The sequence below is a fragment of the Fibrobacter sp. genome (assembly GCF_045131395.1).
GTDB lineage: Bacteria > Fibrobacterota > Fibrobacteria > Fibrobacterales > Fibrobacteraceae > Fibrobacter.
This window is the reverse complement of the sequence record NZ_JBGUQY010000024.1, coordinates 296,406-310,868: the sequence shown is the minus strand read 5'-3', so window position 1 is coordinate 310,868 and position 14,463 is coordinate 296,406. Positions and strand designations below refer to the sequence as shown.

The 14,463-nt window shown below is 50.0% G+C and carries 13 protein-coding genes and 2 pseudogenes; 11 read left to right on the top strand and 4 right to left on the bottom strand.

All coding sequences use genetic code 11. The annotated features are described in order from the left end of the window. Positions 1–8 precede the first annotated feature (8 nt). Positions 9–440: a GNAT family N-acetyltransferase gene (locus ACJMNB_RS07885; protein WP_405341021.1), complete on the top strand. Its 432-nt coding sequence runs from the start codon at positions 9–11 to the stop codon at positions 438–440. 2 nt (positions 441–442) lie between these two features. Here the strand turns inward: ACJMNB_RS07885 and ACJMNB_RS07880 are convergent, their stop codons facing one another. After that, positions 443–775: a DMT family transporter gene (locus ACJMNB_RS07880; RefSeq protein WP_405341018.1), complete on the bottom strand. Its 333-nt coding sequence runs from the start codon at positions 773–775 to the stop codon at positions 443–445. Between the two features lie 36 nt (positions 776–811). Here ACJMNB_RS07880 and ACJMNB_RS07875 point away from each other — a divergent pair, with 36 nt between their 5' ends. From ACJMNB_RS07875 to ACJMNB_RS07830, 10 genes are all read left to right on the top strand, one after another. Further along, positions 812–1,129, top strand: a complete 318-nt coding sequence (locus ACJMNB_RS07875; protein ID WP_405341015.1) for a TfoX/Sxy family protein — start codon at positions 812–814, stop codon at positions 1,127–1,129. A gap of 58 nt (positions 1,130–1,187) precedes the next feature. Continuing rightward, on the top strand, positions 1,188–1,850 hold the full coding sequence (locus ACJMNB_RS07870; RefSeq protein WP_405341012.1) for a hypothetical protein: 663 nt from the start codon (positions 1,188–1,190) through the stop codon (positions 1,848–1,850). 63 nt (positions 1,851–1,913) lie between these two features. Next, positions 1,914–2,897 (top strand): AAA family ATPase, encoded by a 984-nt coding sequence (locus ACJMNB_RS07865; RefSeq protein ID WP_405341009.1) that lies wholly within the window; start codon positions 1,914–1,916, stop codon positions 2,895–2,897. A 537-nt stretch (positions 2,898–3,434) separates the two neighbouring features. Further along, positions 3,435–4,718 carry an adenylosuccinate synthase gene (locus tag ACJMNB_RS07860; protein ID WP_405341006.1) on the top strand — a complete coding sequence of 428 codons (1,284 nt, stop codon included), beginning with the start codon at positions 3,435–3,437 and terminating at the stop codon, positions 4,716–4,718. 26 nt (positions 4,719–4,744) lie between these two features. Next, entirely contained in the window at positions 4,745–5,455 is a 711-nt protein-coding gene (locus tag ACJMNB_RS07855; protein ID WP_405341003.1) for a Crp/Fnr family transcriptional regulator, read from the top strand. An 11-nt stretch (positions 5,456–5,466) separates the two neighbouring features. Then, the gene (locus tag ACJMNB_RS07850; protein ID WP_405341000.1) at positions 5,467–6,240 is read left to right on the top strand and encodes a PASTA domain-containing protein; all 774 of its coding nucleotides are present in this window, start codon (positions 5,467–5,469) and stop codon (positions 6,238–6,240) included. A gap of 7 nt (positions 6,241–6,247) precedes the next feature. Next, positions 6,248–8,182 (top strand): tetratricopeptide repeat protein, encoded by a 1,935-nt coding sequence (locus ACJMNB_RS07845; protein ID WP_405340997.1) that lies wholly within the window; start codon positions 6,248–6,250, stop codon positions 8,180–8,182. An 84-nt stretch (positions 8,183–8,266) separates the two neighbouring features. Further along, positions 8,267–9,040 (top strand): hypothetical protein, encoded by a 774-nt coding sequence (locus tag ACJMNB_RS07840; protein ID WP_405340994.1) that lies wholly within the window; start codon positions 8,267–8,269, stop codon positions 9,038–9,040. A gap of 18 nt (positions 9,041–9,058) precedes the next feature. Next, positions 9,059–10,165 carry an FISUMP domain-containing protein gene (locus ACJMNB_RS07835; RefSeq protein WP_405340991.1) on the top strand — a complete coding sequence of 369 codons (1,107 nt, stop codon included), beginning with the start codon at positions 9,059–9,061 and terminating at the stop codon, positions 10,163–10,165. Continuing rightward, positions 10,166–11,725, top strand: coding sequence for an FISUMP domain-containing protein (locus ACJMNB_RS07830; RefSeq protein WP_405340988.1), 1,560 nt, complete (start codon positions 10,166–10,168; stop codon positions 11,723–11,725). It begins immediately after the preceding gene. 19 nt (positions 11,726–11,744) lie between these two features. Here the strand turns inward: ACJMNB_RS07830 and ACJMNB_RS07825 are convergent. The 3 genes and pseudogenes from ACJMNB_RS07825 to ACJMNB_RS07815 form a co-directional block, all read right to left on the bottom strand. Further along, positions 11,745–12,299 (bottom strand): annotated as a pseudogene (locus ACJMNB_RS07825) (FISUMP domain-containing protein); the annotation flags it as partial. Positions 12,300–12,407: 108 nt separating this feature from the next. Further along, positions 12,408–13,262 (bottom strand): annotated as a pseudogene (locus tag ACJMNB_RS07820) (FISUMP domain-containing protein); the annotation flags it as partial. After that, on the bottom strand, positions 13,255–14,454 hold the full coding sequence (locus ACJMNB_RS07815) for an FISUMP domain-containing protein (RefSeq protein ID WP_405340985.1): 1,200 nt from the start codon (positions 14,452–14,454) through the stop codon (positions 13,255–13,257). The gene ACJMNB_RS07815 and the pseudogene ACJMNB_RS07820, both read right to left, overlap by 8 nt. Positions 14,455–14,463 lie beyond the last annotated feature (9 nt).

Here is a 14,463-nt window from a genome sequence, read left to right as displayed (position 1 = left end):
GTTGATAAATGAAAATTATTCGCGTTACAAGGGAATCGGAACGGGCGGGTGCCTATTACGTACGTATACAGGCGATGATGCGCAAGTACCAGATTCCGCTCGATGCCGAAGTCGACGAAAAAGATGGCCCTGGTTGCAACTACATTTTGGCGCTAGACGATATTTACCCGGTGGCTACGTGTCGCTGGTTCGGTGTCGATGGCGAAACTGCAGAAGTCGGGCGCGTCGTGGTGCTGCCGGAATACCGCGGGCAGCATTTGGGACAGTCTGTTGTCGCTGAAGCCGAAAAATGGATGCGCGAGGCTGGTTTCAAGAAGGTCTGTATCTCTAGCCGTGTCGGCTTTGAAGGCTTCTATGAAAAAATGGGCTTCCGCTTTGATGAAAACGGTAAGGCCCATCATCACACGTTCCAGTGCGTGTATATGGAAAAGCAACTGTAGTCTTAGTGGATATCCATCTTCGAGAAAAGGTTCAGGACCGCCACACCAGAAATAATCAAGATGAGCCCGATGATGGCTCCGAGATCCGGCATCTGCTTGAAAAAGACGATGCCGCTTATCGTTATGAGGGCAATCCCGAGTGCTGACCAGGTGGCGTACGCGATGCTGATGGGGATGCCGCGCAGGCAAAGGCTCAATAGGTAAAGCGATGCCAAGTAGCAGAGTATTGAAAAGATGGACGGGACGAGTTTTGTGAACTGTTCCGACATTTTGAGGAGGGTCGTTCCGCCCGCTTCTGCGACAATTGCAAGAAAAAGAAATAAATAGTTGAGCATGAACTTAATATACAAATTAATTGTTATATTGGAAGTATGCCAAGTTCACAGAAGTTTAGAGATTATGTCGTGGCTCAGTTCAAGGGTGAACTGCGCGTGACCACCCGCAAGATGATGGGCGAGTACATCCTGTATGCCGACGGAAAAGTCTTCGGCGGAATTTACGATGACCGCCTGTTGGTAAAGCCTGTGCCCGCGGCGCTTGCAATGCTCCCCGGTGCTAAAAAGCAGCTGCCTTATGACGGCGCAAAGCCCATGCTCCGCATTACCGCCGAACAGATCGAAGACAGTTCCTTCCTCGCAAAACTTCTGGATGCCATGCTCCCGGAAGTCCCCGCTCCGAAGAAAAAGTAGGGAGAGGCTTCCCCCTTTTAAATTGTTATATTTGAGGAAATTAGGTGGAGGATTTGAAATGAAGAATTTTGGGGTTAGAGTAGCCCTTTTGATGGCTGTGATGTTCCTTGTCGGATGTTCGAGGCAATATGCGCCTTCGGCAGCCCAGATGATGAATACCATGGAAGGGGATAATCGTGGTATTGGCATGATGTTGAGGGCTGGTGACCTTTATAGTTCGGATATGGTGGGTTACCAAGAGGAAAGATCTTTTGAAATGGACGAAAATAATTGGAATATTGAGTGGTTTACGTATTCCAAGTATTCCTATTTCGTGTTCGGTATGAATTTCGAAAATGTGGCCCCGCGTGTAGTGCTTGGTGCACGGACGGATTATTTGGGGCTGTTTGGTTGGTTAGGCTGGCTAGTGACAGATGAAGATGGTGACACTCATTATCCGGTAGGTGCTACGCTTGTGGAGCAGCTCCCGATAAACGAGAAATTTAAAATCGGTGTTAGCGAGTATATTTCTAACAATATGTTCCCCATAGAAGAAACGACGGAAGGTCATTCTAATGACTCGTATGTGAATATGTATTCCGAAGTGGGTGCCGGGCTTTATGCTATGTACAGTAATACGGTGTCGCTAGAATTCCGTGTCGGAAAAGAATTGGATGAATCGAATTATAGATACTACCTGCTGGCAAATATTGCGTGGAATTCTCCGCCGAAAAAGAAGTAATTTGCCTTTTCCTGGGGAATTTTGTATCTTAATCATCGTAAAAAACAAAAAGAGGCTTAAATTATGGATATTCAGGAACTTTCGGAAAAGGTGCGTGAACAGAGCGCATTCTGCATGAATTTGTTGCGCGAAGTGGAAGGAACGGTGATTGGCCAGAAGGCTCTGGTCGAAAGCATTCTGACGGGTATTCTGGCCGACGGTCACGTGCTGCTGGAAGGCTTGCCGGGCCTTGCCAAGACGACGGCGGTGAAGGCTTTTGCCGATGCCGTGTCGCTGGACTTTAAGCGCATTCAGTTCACGCCCGATTTGCTCCCGGCCGACTTGCTGGGTACCACGATTTATAACGCCAAGGAAGCAAAGTTTGAAACCCGCAAGGGTCCGCTCTTTACGAACCTGGTGCTCGCCGATGAAATTAACCGTGCTCCGTCGAAGGTGCAGAGTGCTTTGCTTGAAGCCATGCAGGAACGCCACATTACTATCGGTGACGAAACGTTCAAGCTGGACGAACCGTTCCTGGTGCTTGCTACCCAGAACCCGATCGAGCAGGAAGGTACTTACCCGCTGCCGGAAGCTCAGGTGGACCGTTTCCTTTTGAAGGTGAAGGTCAGCTACCCGAACAAGGCCGACGAAATGAAGATTCTCGACGCCGTTGCCGGTGCTGGCCTCCGTCAGCCGCAGGCTGTTGCCACGAAGGAAGATATCCTCGCTGCCCGTCAGCTGGTGAAGCAGGTGTATGTGGATGAACGCGTCCGCGAATACATCGTGAACCTGGTGCTCGCTACTCGTGATCCGGGTAGCATCAAGCGCAGCGACTTGGTCGGCTTCGTGGAAGTCGGTGCTTCGCCCCGTGCTTCTATCGGTCTTGCCCAGGCGGCAAAGGCTCATGCATTCATTCAGGGCCGCGCCTACGTGACTCCGGAAGACGTGAAGGCTGTTGCCATGGAAGTGCTTCGCCACCGCATCATCCTCAGCTACGAGGCCGAAGCGGAAGAAGTCTCCGCCGAAACCGTTGTGCAGAAAATTCTCGACAGCGTTGAAGTTCCTTAGTGAACTTCGGGGCGCGAGTGTCGCGCAGAAATCATTTGAAAAAAGAACGACTTTTGCTTGGGCGTTCTTTTTCTATTTTAAGAATTGTGAAAACCTGGCTGACTTTATTGATCCTGAATTGCGCCGTGCTAGCCATGGTGTTTTTGTGCTCGTGCGGCTATTCGCATTCTGACCCGTGTCAGAGTTCCATATATGAGGAATGTATGCGGAGGACGGAGAATTCATTGCTTGCCGATATCGTCTGCTCCGAAAAAGCGGTATCCGAATGCGAGGATTAGGGTGGACGGCCCCTTGGCAAAAAATGGCCGGAAAATGATGTTAATTTGTTTGTATTTTGCCGAAAGGGGCGTATAAACGGTGTTGTTTTGCGAAATTTATGCCTCGGCTCCCTTTTTTCGGCTTGTTTGGGCGGTCTTCCTTTGATTTCGCTGTTCGCGGCTTGCCGCTCTTTACTATCTTTATGGCGAAAAAGGGCTCAGGGAAATCCCCTGGGTAGCTTATTTTCGTGTTTAACTAGTTTAAAAAAACGAAGGATATATGGCAAATCGTGTTGTAATCGGTTCCCAGTGGGGTGACGAAGGCAAGGCCAAGGTTGTTGATTTTCTGACTCTGGACGCAGACTACATCGTGCGTTTCCAGGGCGGCGCAAATGCCGGCCATACCGTAGAAGTGGGCGACAAGAAGTTCGTGTTCCACTTGATTCCCTCGGGCATCATGCACGAAGACAAAATTTGCGTGATCGGTAACGGCGTGGTGCTGGACCCGATCCAGACGCTGGATGAAATTGCTGACCTCCACACCAAGGGTATCAACCCGGAAGGTCGCCTGTTCATTGCCGACAACGCACATGTGGTGCTCCCGTACCACTCTACCCTCGACAAGGCAAAAGAAAAGAAGGCTGGCAAGGCTGCTATCGGTACCACGGGTCGTGGCATTGGCCCCTGCTATAGCGACAAGGTGAACCGTATCGGTGTCCGCGTGGGCGACCTCATGGACGAACGCGAACTGCGCCCCCGTGTCGAAGCCATGGCCAAGGTTCACAATGAAGAATTCAAGGTGATGTACGATGTGCCCGAAATCGACCCGGAAAAGGTCATCAAGGACTATCTCGAACTGGGCCAGAAGATCAAGCCGTTCGTGCGCGACGTGAGCGCCATGCTCTATGAAGCCGTGAAGGCTGGCAAGCGCCTGGTGTTCGAAGGTGCCCAGGGCACTATCCTCGACGTGGACCAGGGTACTTACCCCTTCGTGACCTCCAGCAATACCGTTGCCGGCTATGCTAGCTGCGGTGCAGGCATTGGCCCCACGGCCATTGACCAGGTGGTTGGCGTGGTGAAGGCTTACACGACCCGCGTGGGTAACGGTCCCTTCCCGACTGAACTTTTGGACGAAACGGGCGATACGCTCCGTAAGATTGGTAACGAATACGGTGCAACCACTGGTCGTAACCGCCGCTGCGGTTGGTTCGACGCTCCGGTGGTCCGCAAGGCTGCCGTGGTGAACGGCCTCACTCACTTGGCTATCACCAAGCTGGACGTGCTGGACACCTTCGATACCATCAAGATTTGCACTCACTACGAATGCGATGGCGAAAAGATCGAAAACTTCCCGAACCAGCTTTCCAAGGTCGGCCGCTGCGTGCCGGTCTACGAAGAAATGCCGGGCTGGAAGTGCGATACCACCAAGTGCCGTAAGCTGGAAGAATTGCCGGAAAATGCTCGCAAGTACCTGAACCGCATGGCGGAACTGGTGGGCGTGAAGATCGGCATGATCTCTATCGGTGCCAAGCGCGACCAGAGCATTATCGTGGATCTGGACTAAGAATCTAACTGAAGGAGAAAGAAGAAATGGACAGCAATGTATGTGGTCTTTTGAAAGGCGTTGACCTTTTTTCTGAACTGACTGAAGAGCAGCTTGGCTTGCTCGCCAATCTGGTTGTTGTCCAGGACTTCAACCGCGACGAAACCGTGGTTCTTGAAGGTGACTGTTCGCTGAAGGCTCTGTACCTGATCGCTTCGGGTACGGTGCAGGTCTACATGACCGGCGTCGATGGTCGCGAGACGATCCTCAGTTTCTTGGAACGCGGTGACTTCTTCGGTGAAATGTCGCTCATCGACGGCGAACCGAGGTCTGCCTCGGTGCGCACCGTGACCGACGCCCAGTTGATGATTATCCACCGGGAACCCTTCTTGACCCTTATTCGTCAGACTCCGGAAATTGCCATGTCGCTCCTTTCCGAAATGAGCAAGCGACTCCGCAAGGCCAATAAGCAGATCGGTTCCCTTTCCACCATGTCGGTGAGCGGCCGCGTTGCGGGCACTCTCCTGAACCTGATGGAAGAACGCGGCATGCGCATTCATACCGACAACGGCCAGATGGTGACGGTGATTCACAACCGCCCCACCCAGCAGCAGTTGGCGGACATGTCGGGTACGACCCGCGAAACCGTGAGCCGCATCTGTTCTTTGCTGGTGAAGGCAAATGCAATTGCCATGACCGGCAAGGATATCGTCATCTTTGACGAAACCGCTTTGCAAGAGAAAGCTACTAAAGGGTAGTTTTGCCTACTATGGATAAAGTAAAGAATATTGCGAACAAAGTTTTGGCTTGGCTCAAGGCGGCGCCGGTTGTAAAGGCGATTGGTATTTGGGTCGTCCTTTTGATTATACTCGCTTTTGCGGTAGACAAGCTGGTGATGCCGATTTTCTCGGGCCATTTTGCCTCTACGGGCGAAGTCCCGAATTTGGAAGGCATGACGCAGGAAGCCGCCGAAAAGGCTTTGGACGAAGCGGGCTTTAAGTACGAATGGCTTGCCGAAGGCCGTTACAATGCCCAGATCCCGGAAGGCCTGGTGTTGGTGCAGATGCCCGCTGCCGGCCGTACCGCAAAGCTTGGCCGTACGGTGAAGCTTACCAAGAGCCTGGGACTTCGCGAAGTGGAAATTCCCGATCTTCGCGGCAAGAGCCAGAAACAGGCTGCCATTTCTTTGAGCCGTGCAGGCCTTGTGCAGGGTGCCATCGTGAAGGGCGCTCACCAGAGCATTCCCCGCGGCGTCGTGATTCGCACTATTCCTTTTGCAGGCCAGAAGGTTCGCGTTGGCGATACCGTGAAGGTAGTGATTTCTGCCGGCGTGACGACGGGTAACACCTTGCTCCCTGATTTTGCCGGCGAACAGATCGACAACGTATACGCAAAAATTGAAAAGCTCGGTTTCAGGGTCGGCAAGATCAAGCGTAAGAAAGATAGCGAAGGTCGTGCTCCCGGCACCGTGATTGAAACCACTCCTAGACATGGTGATTACTTGCCGCCCGATACCAAGATTGATTTCGTGATTGCGGACTAGGATGTACATGAAGGTTTTGTTTGTTTCACTTGCAATGGCGGCGACTCTTGTAACGATGTCGCTTTCGCTCTCGGCATGTGCCTCGTCCTCTAAGAAGGGCGAAGCCCTGACGGCGGCGGATTCTGCCGCTATTGCCATGGCGGTGAATGCAAAGCTGGACTCTATCAAGAACGCGTCTGGTGATATGGCGCTTTCCCAGAATATCGATGCTGCCCATGAATCCTTTATCCGTGCCCAAGAAATGGAACTGCGCGGAGAAAGGTCCTTGGCCAACGTGTTCTGGCAACATGCTGCGGAATCGGATCCCAATAGCCGATACCTGGCTTTTAAGCTTGCCGAAATCATGATGGCTCAGGGCGCAGATTCCCTGGCCCTGATTCAGGCCCGGCGCGCCCAGTCCCTGAAGGGACGGCCGACAGCCTCCCAGTTGGGCATGCTTGCCCACTTGTACGTGAAGGATGGCCGAGCCGATTCAGCCCGCAAGTATTTCAATGCCGCCCTGGATACTTCCCGTTACCAGGACATGACGCTGTTGTATGATTACAGCCTGTTCCTGGAAGCCGTTCAGGATGGCAAGGAACTGACCCGTGTCTATGACTTGCTCTTGCCCCAGGTGAACTACATGCCCACGCTTTTCCAGCGCCAGCTCAAGCTGCTTCTGGACCAGGGCAAGGATTCGGCGGTGGTGGAACTTTTTGCGAAGGGCCACGAGGCGACCGGCGACAAGAAGATGCTTTTGCAGATGGTGCAGGGGCTTGTGTTCCAGCAGCGTTTGAAAGAAGTGAACGCTGTGGTAGACACCCTTACGGAATCGACTCCGGAAGACGAATCCATAATCGTGCTCCTGATGAGCGCCCTTGCCGAAAAGAGCCGCGATTCCGCTTACGCCATGCTCAAGAAGAAGTATTACACCGATCAGGTGCGCACTCCCATGCTTGCCAATTTCTTGGGTCATTACGAACACATGTTCGGCGATTTGGACAGTGCGAAGGTTCACTTGAAGATTGCTGCAGAACAGCTGGTGGACCAGCGGGTCTATGCGACCAACGCCTACCACGCCCTTTCGGCTATCGCCTTTAAAGAAAAGAAGAATAAAGATGCCGTACGCTATGCCGAAAAGGCCGACTCCGTAGCCCTGGGTAGCGACAAGGCCGCTCTCGCCTTGACTTACGGTACGGCGGGCCTTTACAGCAAGGCCTACAAGATGCTTGATTCGGTAATCGCGGTGTGGGACAAGTGGACCCCCATGGAAGGCATTGCCGATTCCGCCTCCATCCAGCGAATGAAGGGCGATGTCGAACGCAACAGGCGCCAGTTCCGTAGCGTGTACGCCCGAATCCTGTGCGTGGAAGCCCAGGAAACCTGGCAGAAGGACATTGCGGATTCTGCAAGGATTAAGAAGGCGGCGGCGTTGCGTGAACGTGCCGACGGATTCTACAAGGACCTGGCCGCAAGGGATACTGCAGATATGGGTGTTCGCGTCTTGATGGCCATGAACCTGGAACGCATGGAACGCTATGAAGAGGCTTTCGCCCTGTTCGAGAAGATTTTGGGCGACAAGAAGGCTCCCATCGACCGCGCCGAAGTCCTGAATTATTACGGATATACGCTGATTGACTTGAACCGCAGCCCGGCAGAACTGGACAAGGGTATTGCCTTGGTGGATCAGGCCCTCTTGATGGAAAAGAACGGTCAGCCCTCGGAAGCCTATTTGGATTCGAGAGCCTGGGGCTTTTACCGCAAGGGACTTTATAACGAAGCCCTCACGGTAATGAAGCTTATCAAGAGCCCCCACTTTGATGACGACTATGTTTACTGGGAACACATGGCGGCAATTCAGGATGCTCTGGGTATGAAGGCCGAAGCGAAGGCCGCATACAAGAAGTTGAAAAAGTTGCAACCGCATCACCCTGCCGTGAAGAAATTCTTCAATAAGAAGTAGGCAGAACTTAGTAGGCCGATGGCGGAACAAAGACGAGTGTTATCCTGAGCGTAACGAAGTGAAGTCGAAGGATCTAGGGATTAGGTGAATAACATCGTAAAATTTTTTCTGTTTATAGCAGTGGTCGCGGGGCTGTATGGCTGTGCCGGCAAAAAGCCCGTCGTAGAGCCGGTTTCTGCTGATACTACTGTTGAAAAAGAAGCTCCCCGGGACAGCCTGCGGGCCAAATTTGTGCTTACGATATTGCAGCAGGATTCTGCTACACAGGAGCTGAAGGCGCAGGAGTTTGATGCCGTCATCTTCTCGGTGCCGGGCAAGCGTTACCGCATGGAACTTACGGGCCCGCTGGGAATCGGCGTGGCATCTCTCTTGTGGCAAGAAGAGGGCTGGCAGATGACCTTCCCGACAGAAAAGCTTTATATGAAGGGTGTGGGCTACATGGTAGGCCTCTTGAACAGCGATGCGCTCCCGATGGTACATATCCACCAGGTGGCAGACATCTTTGATGGCCGCCTGTTGCCTGAAGGCTATGAAGAAGTGGCGCCGCCCGAAGATTCGACGAAGGTGGATGGCGCTGTCTATGCCCGTGAAAAAATGGGACGCCCTTTCCATTTTGTGAAGGATGGCGACCATGTTTCTTGGCTTTCGCGCGCGGGTCGCGGCGGCAAGACCGAGGTCATTCGCTATTACGACTTCAAGGAATTTGAAGGCGTAGAAACTCCGTCCAGGATTGAATTTGAACTGGACGGTGCAAAATTTCTTGAAATACGCATTAAAAAAATTGCCCGCAACAAGTCTTTCAGTTCGGGAACTTGGCGCTTGAATATTCCCAAGAGCTTTAAGCGAGTCGGGGAATAAGAACGTTGAGGAGGACAAATGAAGAAGATATTGTTTCTTGGCGCGTTGATGACGCTGCTTCTGTCGTGCTCTGATGACACCACATACATAGAATATGACGCCGATCCCGTCATGGTGGAATCTTACAAGGATTTGTCCAACCTGGATGCCTCCGGTTTTTCCAGTGGAACGCGAATCTTTGTCCGCAACGAGGACTGCTTCTATTCCTGGGATGGAAAATCATGGAACGAAATTGAAGAAATCCGCTCGTCTTCGAGCAGACTGACTTCCAGTAGCGACGATTTCGATGACGAATCCTCTGATTCCGATGATGACATCGAAAGCTCCGATGACGAAGATGAGTCCTCCAGTTCTGAAGAAAGTGAGGTAAAGATTCGCTCAAGTTCTTCGGAAGAGGATGTCGAATATAGCTCGTCTTCTGAGGAGGAAGAGTCTTCCAGTTCGGTTCGGGCTTGTTGGCGTGAGATGAATGAGAATTTTTCTTATGGTGAATATGTTGATGAACGCGATGGATACTTGTATAGAACCATAGAAATTGAAGGCCGGACATGGCTTGCTGAAAACTTGAATTACGATATTCCTGATCTTGGTGATACCGCAGATGCTTGTTTTGCCTATAACGACACGTTGTATTGCGAAAAATATGGAAGGTATTACACATGGTATGCCATGATGAATATTCGACCCGAAGAATGCAGTGGTGAAGCCGGCTGCCCGGAATTGTATAGCTATCCCTACCGTGGTGTGTGCCCCGCAGGCTGGCATTTGCCCGATTCCATTGAAGTGGCGGAACTGATTGAACTGTTCGGCGGAATGAATGCGGCGGGTGCAACTTTGATCGCCCATAGCTTTGGGTTTAATTTTCTGGGAGGAGGATATCAAACTGTCAAGAGCAATGGCGAACGCTATTGGTCAAATGAATTTGCTGGATACCCGAAGGGTTATCTTTATTTTGTAAGTGAGACCGGGTTTACTCAATCTTCGAGTCCGGCGTATTATATTGAATATTACTACCGAGACCTGCAATTAAATTCAATAAGTCGAAATACGGCGATTCCGGTGAGGTGTGTCAAGGATGATCCCGAAGAAATTGCTCGCCGACAAAGCTTGGCTGGGGAGGAATAAATGAAAATAGTGTTGAAAACATTTGCCGCCTTGGGTACGCTCATTCTGTTGAACTCCTGTGGCGATGAAAAGACCGTTTATTATCCGAGTTCTGCTGTTTCTGAAATTGTAGACAATCATGACGACTTGAAAAAATGCGCCGAAAAAAATAACGGCGATATCGTCTATGTTAGGGAAGATCATACTGCCTATATTTGTGACTTGAAAAAATGGGAAATCTACGAGGAATACGATGAGCCGCATATAGGTGACTCTGACGATGACGAAAACGAATCGTACAGTTCTTCGGAAAAGTCCGGTGGAAAATCCAGTTCGTCGCAATCTTCGAAGGACGGGTCTTCTTCTGGAAAAGCAACTTCCGATACGGATGAAGATTCGTCAAGCTCCGAAGAGTCTGTAGCCTTATCCTCTTCTGCTGTTGTTTTGTCCAGCTCGTCGGCCTTTGTTTGTGCGGATGATTGGTATTGCCGCCATGTTGAAGAAACGTGCGACGAATCGACAATTGACAGTTTTGCAGTTCTCCCTTATAATGACAAGACCTATTACTACCGGTGCATGGCAGATGGGTGGATGCCTTCGGACCTGGTGGAGTATGACACGTTTGGAAAGCTTTGTTCCTCGGATGCCGATACTGCTTGGGGAACCCATGACTTTTATGACCTTAAAGATTCCTTGAACCCCTATCGGAAATTTTATGTGTGCAGAAAAGGTTCTTTTAAGACTTACTATTCATTTGAAGAATCCAATTCAACTGTGTTGACGTTCTTTGATGGCATTGTATGTGATGATTTCCACCAGAATGTTGTGGTGCAAAAGAAGTATTCCTCGTTTGCGTGTCATGGAACTTCGTGGTTTCTTGAAGACCAGTATACGGGAACAATGGTGGATGACCGCGACGGAAGGGAATACAAAACGGTTGGAATCGGAGACCATATCTGGATGCAGGAAAACCTGATGTTCACTAAGGGCATTCCTGAGGTGGAATATGGAACCTATGCTGTTAAACAGGGACCGCAATACAATTGGTACACGGCTGCAAATGTGTCTGAAAAGGAATGGAACAATAACCCGCTCAAAATCAAGGCTCCCATCCAAGGAATTTGCCCGAATGGCTGGCATTTGCCGACCTACAGAAATTTTTTGGAGTTGTCCGATGCAATCCATGGAATGGTAGACGATTATTATCACTCCAATAATATTTCTAGCGTCAAAAACAGTGTAAAAGCCTGCTACGTTGGCAAAAACTGGAGCTTGTTTACGAATAATTCTTTCAAAGGAAAGGATTGTATGAACATGAAATTTCTAACTGTTCCAAGGTTGGAGTCTAATGGACGTGTCGCGAAAAATGATTCTAACCATACCACTGCCATGTGGCGAAGCGATACATACGACGATTTTTATGCGGGATCTCTAAATTTGTCGAATGCGATGTATAACGAAACGTCGATGGCGTTCAATGAAAATGCCTGGGTCAGAATGGAAGCCTTTGAAGTTATCCGTTGTGTTAAAGACGAAATAGGGGAACATGTTTACAAGTCCCCCTACGACATTCCGCAGTAAAATTTAGCGAGCCTTTGTGTTACTTATCCATTAGGCAACGAATGGACATGCTATGGCTACTTTTTTTATAACAAGGCACGACTTTTACCGTGTCTGATGAAATGTCCAAACCCCATGCGTTTTCATCGTCCTTTTCGGAAGCGCTCCAATAGGTGACAAAATTGTTGCGTTTTTCGCTTCCGTAATTTCCAGAGTAAACAGGATGCGCTTCAAAACCGAGAATATTTGATCCGTAATGACGATAGGGCCAATCCATGATGCTTCTCAGGTCTTTTTTGATGTCGTAATTTTCTAGGACATAATTGACCAAAGTGTCGAATTCGTCTTTGACGGGAAGGTGCCACCCTTTGGGGCAAAGCCCTTGTCTTGGGAATGCGTCGGGTGCAAGTCCGCAAACATAACCGACTGCGCAGACATTTTCGAGAGTGTCGATTGCCTGGTACCAGTAGTCGTATCTATAACCTATTTCGGGGTCCGCATCAGACCATCCTTCGTTCAATTTATATCTTAAATTTTCGGCCATCCAGGTCTGATTTCCGATTTCGACAGTCTTATAAATGGTTCCGTCTCGCTCGTCGATGAGCTCGCCGTATTCGCCTAGATAACCGTATGGCTGTAAGGTGTCATTGATGCAACGGACGGGGAATGCGTACCTTGTCCATACCTGGCTGATTCTTGATCCATAATCAGAGTCCTTGCTGATATAGAGCGTGAGTCCTGTCGTCTCATCGTTGTATGTGCTTGAGTCGCTTCCCCACAGTTCTACGCCGTAGGTAGATGCTCCGTCAAATTTCCCTTCACGATAGGTGTAAGCAGTCGGTAGCGAGAACCCGTATTGGTCGCTGTAGCCCCATTCTGCGTATGAAAGCAGATAGTACTTTGCGTATTCCTTTCCCATGGACATTTCTAGTAGTTCCTTGAACTCGGCTGAGTCGGGCAGATGATAACCCGCAGGGCAGGCGGTCAAGGCATCGTGCCAGGAGTAACAGCGGCCCACATCTTCACAATAGTGGCAATAGGAAGAATCCGTTTCATAATTTAGGTTCTGCGCCATCCACTTCTGGTGACCGATGACGACGGTCTTGTAGGTTTGTCCGTCGCGGCTGTCGGTGAATTCCCCATAGGAGACTTTCGGATTCAAGAAGTCGTCGCGAGTAGGTCTAGATGATGAACTGGAACTTTTTTCGTAATAGTAATAACTGCTGGAAGACCTGGCTTCGCTTGAAGATGAATACTCGTCGGAATCGGAAGACGAGCCTTCGGACGAAGATGATTCCTTGGACTTGTTGTCGCTAGAAGATTTGCCCTTGCTGTCAGAAGATGGCTCTTCTTGTGCAACCCATTCGTAGCCATCGCATTCATATTCGATGTCTTCGTCTTTGACGTATACGTAATCGCCCCTGTTGCCGCTACTACAGGTGATGACTTGTAGCTCCTTGGCCGATTGAATCTCGGTAAGGTGTATGTTGATGTCGTCATCGCTACAGGCGCAAAGAACCAACAGGAAAAATGCAAATGTTGCTTTATACTTATTCATCTTTATTCTCCTCAGGGTTCTTTATGCAACGGACGGCGAATTGACCGACCTTGGCGTAATCATTAAAGACGTTCGTTATTAAAAATGTGCCTGCTACATAAGCTTTGGAGCCATAACCATATACTTCTGTTGAAGTCCAATAAGCGGCAACAATATTATCCATCCATACATAGTCGCCTACGTCGGTTTTGTAACCATGACGTGTTGCAGAAAAACCAAAGAAATCGCTTTCGCCGGAACGGTCCCACGTAATATAAGAGGTGTCGGATATTAACCCGCGTACGGCTGCGCGGCCGTATTCGTCACCTTTCTCTAGATTTTCGGAAGTGAATCCCACATTGCTCCAAAGGGTGTCCCATTCACTTTGGGTGGGGACATGCCACCCGTCAGGGCATATTCCTTGATTGCTTGCCAATGAGCAGCTTGCCGCGTCTTGGCAGCGGTTCTTGTCGTAATCCATGACGCCAGGCCAGGAATAAAGTTTCCCAAAGCGTACGCAGAAATCGGGCTCGTCTTTGTAACAGGATTGCCTACGGTTGTCTTCTATGTCGTAGTTCAAGTTCTGTGCCATCCAGGTCTGTTCGCCAATGACGATGGTCTTGTATTTTTGCCCGTCGCGTTCGTCTTCAAGGACCCCGTATTGGCAGGTGTCGATTTCGGTATTGCGACAAGGTTTTACTTTCGTAATAAAGTTGAAGGAACTGCTTGAAGCGACTTCTTCGCTGGAAGAGCTTTCTTCCACATCTTCTTCACTGGAAGAACTCTCTTCTGCATCTTCTTCGCTGGAGGAACTTTCCTCGATTTCTTCTTCGCTCGAAGAACTCTCTTCTTCGATTTCGTAGGAGCTGCTCGAAGGTATGGCGATGATATCTGGTTCTTCGCTAGAGGAACTTTCTTCGTCATCGTCTGAATAGGAACTGCTCGAAGATTTTTCGGAAGATGACGATACAAACAGCTCAACCCATTCCTTGTTGTCGCATTCGTAGATCTGTTCGGTCTCGATGATGTAGACATATTCCCCTTCAAGGGAATTGCTGCATTTCAGGTCCTTGAAGGTGGCTTCGCTGATGTCGCTAGGGTGCCCCACCTTCAGGGTGTAAAAGTCCTGCTCGTCGTCGGAGCAGCTTGTAAGAACGCTTGTTGCCAATAAGGTGGTAAGCGCAAGAACAAGCTTGTTCAAGCTATTTTGCATAAAAATAAT

Bases quoted from the DNA above. Each gene is read 5' to 3' on its own strand.
- ACJMNB_RS07885 (WP_405341021.1), top strand. From the start codon at position 9: ATGAAAATTATTCGCGTTACAAGGGAATCGGAACGGGCGGGTGCCTAT.
- ACJMNB_RS07880 (WP_405341018.1), bottom strand. From the start codon at position 775: ATGCTCAACTATTTATTTCTTTTTCTTGCAATTGTCGCAGAAGCGGGC.
- ACJMNB_RS07875 (WP_405341015.1), top strand. From the start codon at position 812: ATGCCAAGTTCACAGAAGTTTAGAGATTATGTCGTGGCTCAGTTCAAG.
- ACJMNB_RS07870 (WP_405341012.1), top strand. From the start codon at position 1,188: ATGAAGAATTTTGGGGTTAGAGTAGCCCTTTTGATGGCTGTGATGTTC.
- ACJMNB_RS07865 (WP_405341009.1), top strand. From the start codon at position 1,914: ATGGATATTCAGGAACTTTCGGAAAAGGTGCGTGAACAGAGCGCATTC.
- ACJMNB_RS07860 (WP_405341006.1), top strand. From the start codon at position 3,435: ATGGCAAATCGTGTTGTAATCGGTTCCCAGTGGGGTGACGAAGGCAAG.
- ACJMNB_RS07855 (WP_405341003.1), top strand. From the start codon at position 4,745: ATGGACAGCAATGTATGTGGTCTTTTGAAAGGCGTTGACCTTTTTTCT.
- ACJMNB_RS07850 (WP_405341000.1), top strand. From the start codon at position 5,467: ATGGATAAAGTAAAGAATATTGCGAACAAAGTTTTGGCTTGGCTCAAG.
- ACJMNB_RS07845 (WP_405340997.1), top strand. From the start codon at position 6,248: ATGAAGGTTTTGTTTGTTTCACTTGCAATGGCGGCGACTCTTGTAACG.
- ACJMNB_RS07835 (WP_405340991.1), top strand. From the start codon at position 9,059: ATGAAGAAGATATTGTTTCTTGGCGCGTTGATGACGCTGCTTCTGTCG.
- ACJMNB_RS07830 (WP_405340988.1), top strand. From the start codon at position 10,166: ATGAAAATAGTGTTGAAAACATTTGCCGCCTTGGGTACGCTCATTCTG.
- ACJMNB_RS07815 (WP_405340985.1), bottom strand. From the start codon at position 14,454: ATGCAAAATAGCTTGAACAAGCTTGTTCTTGCGCTTACCACCTTATTG.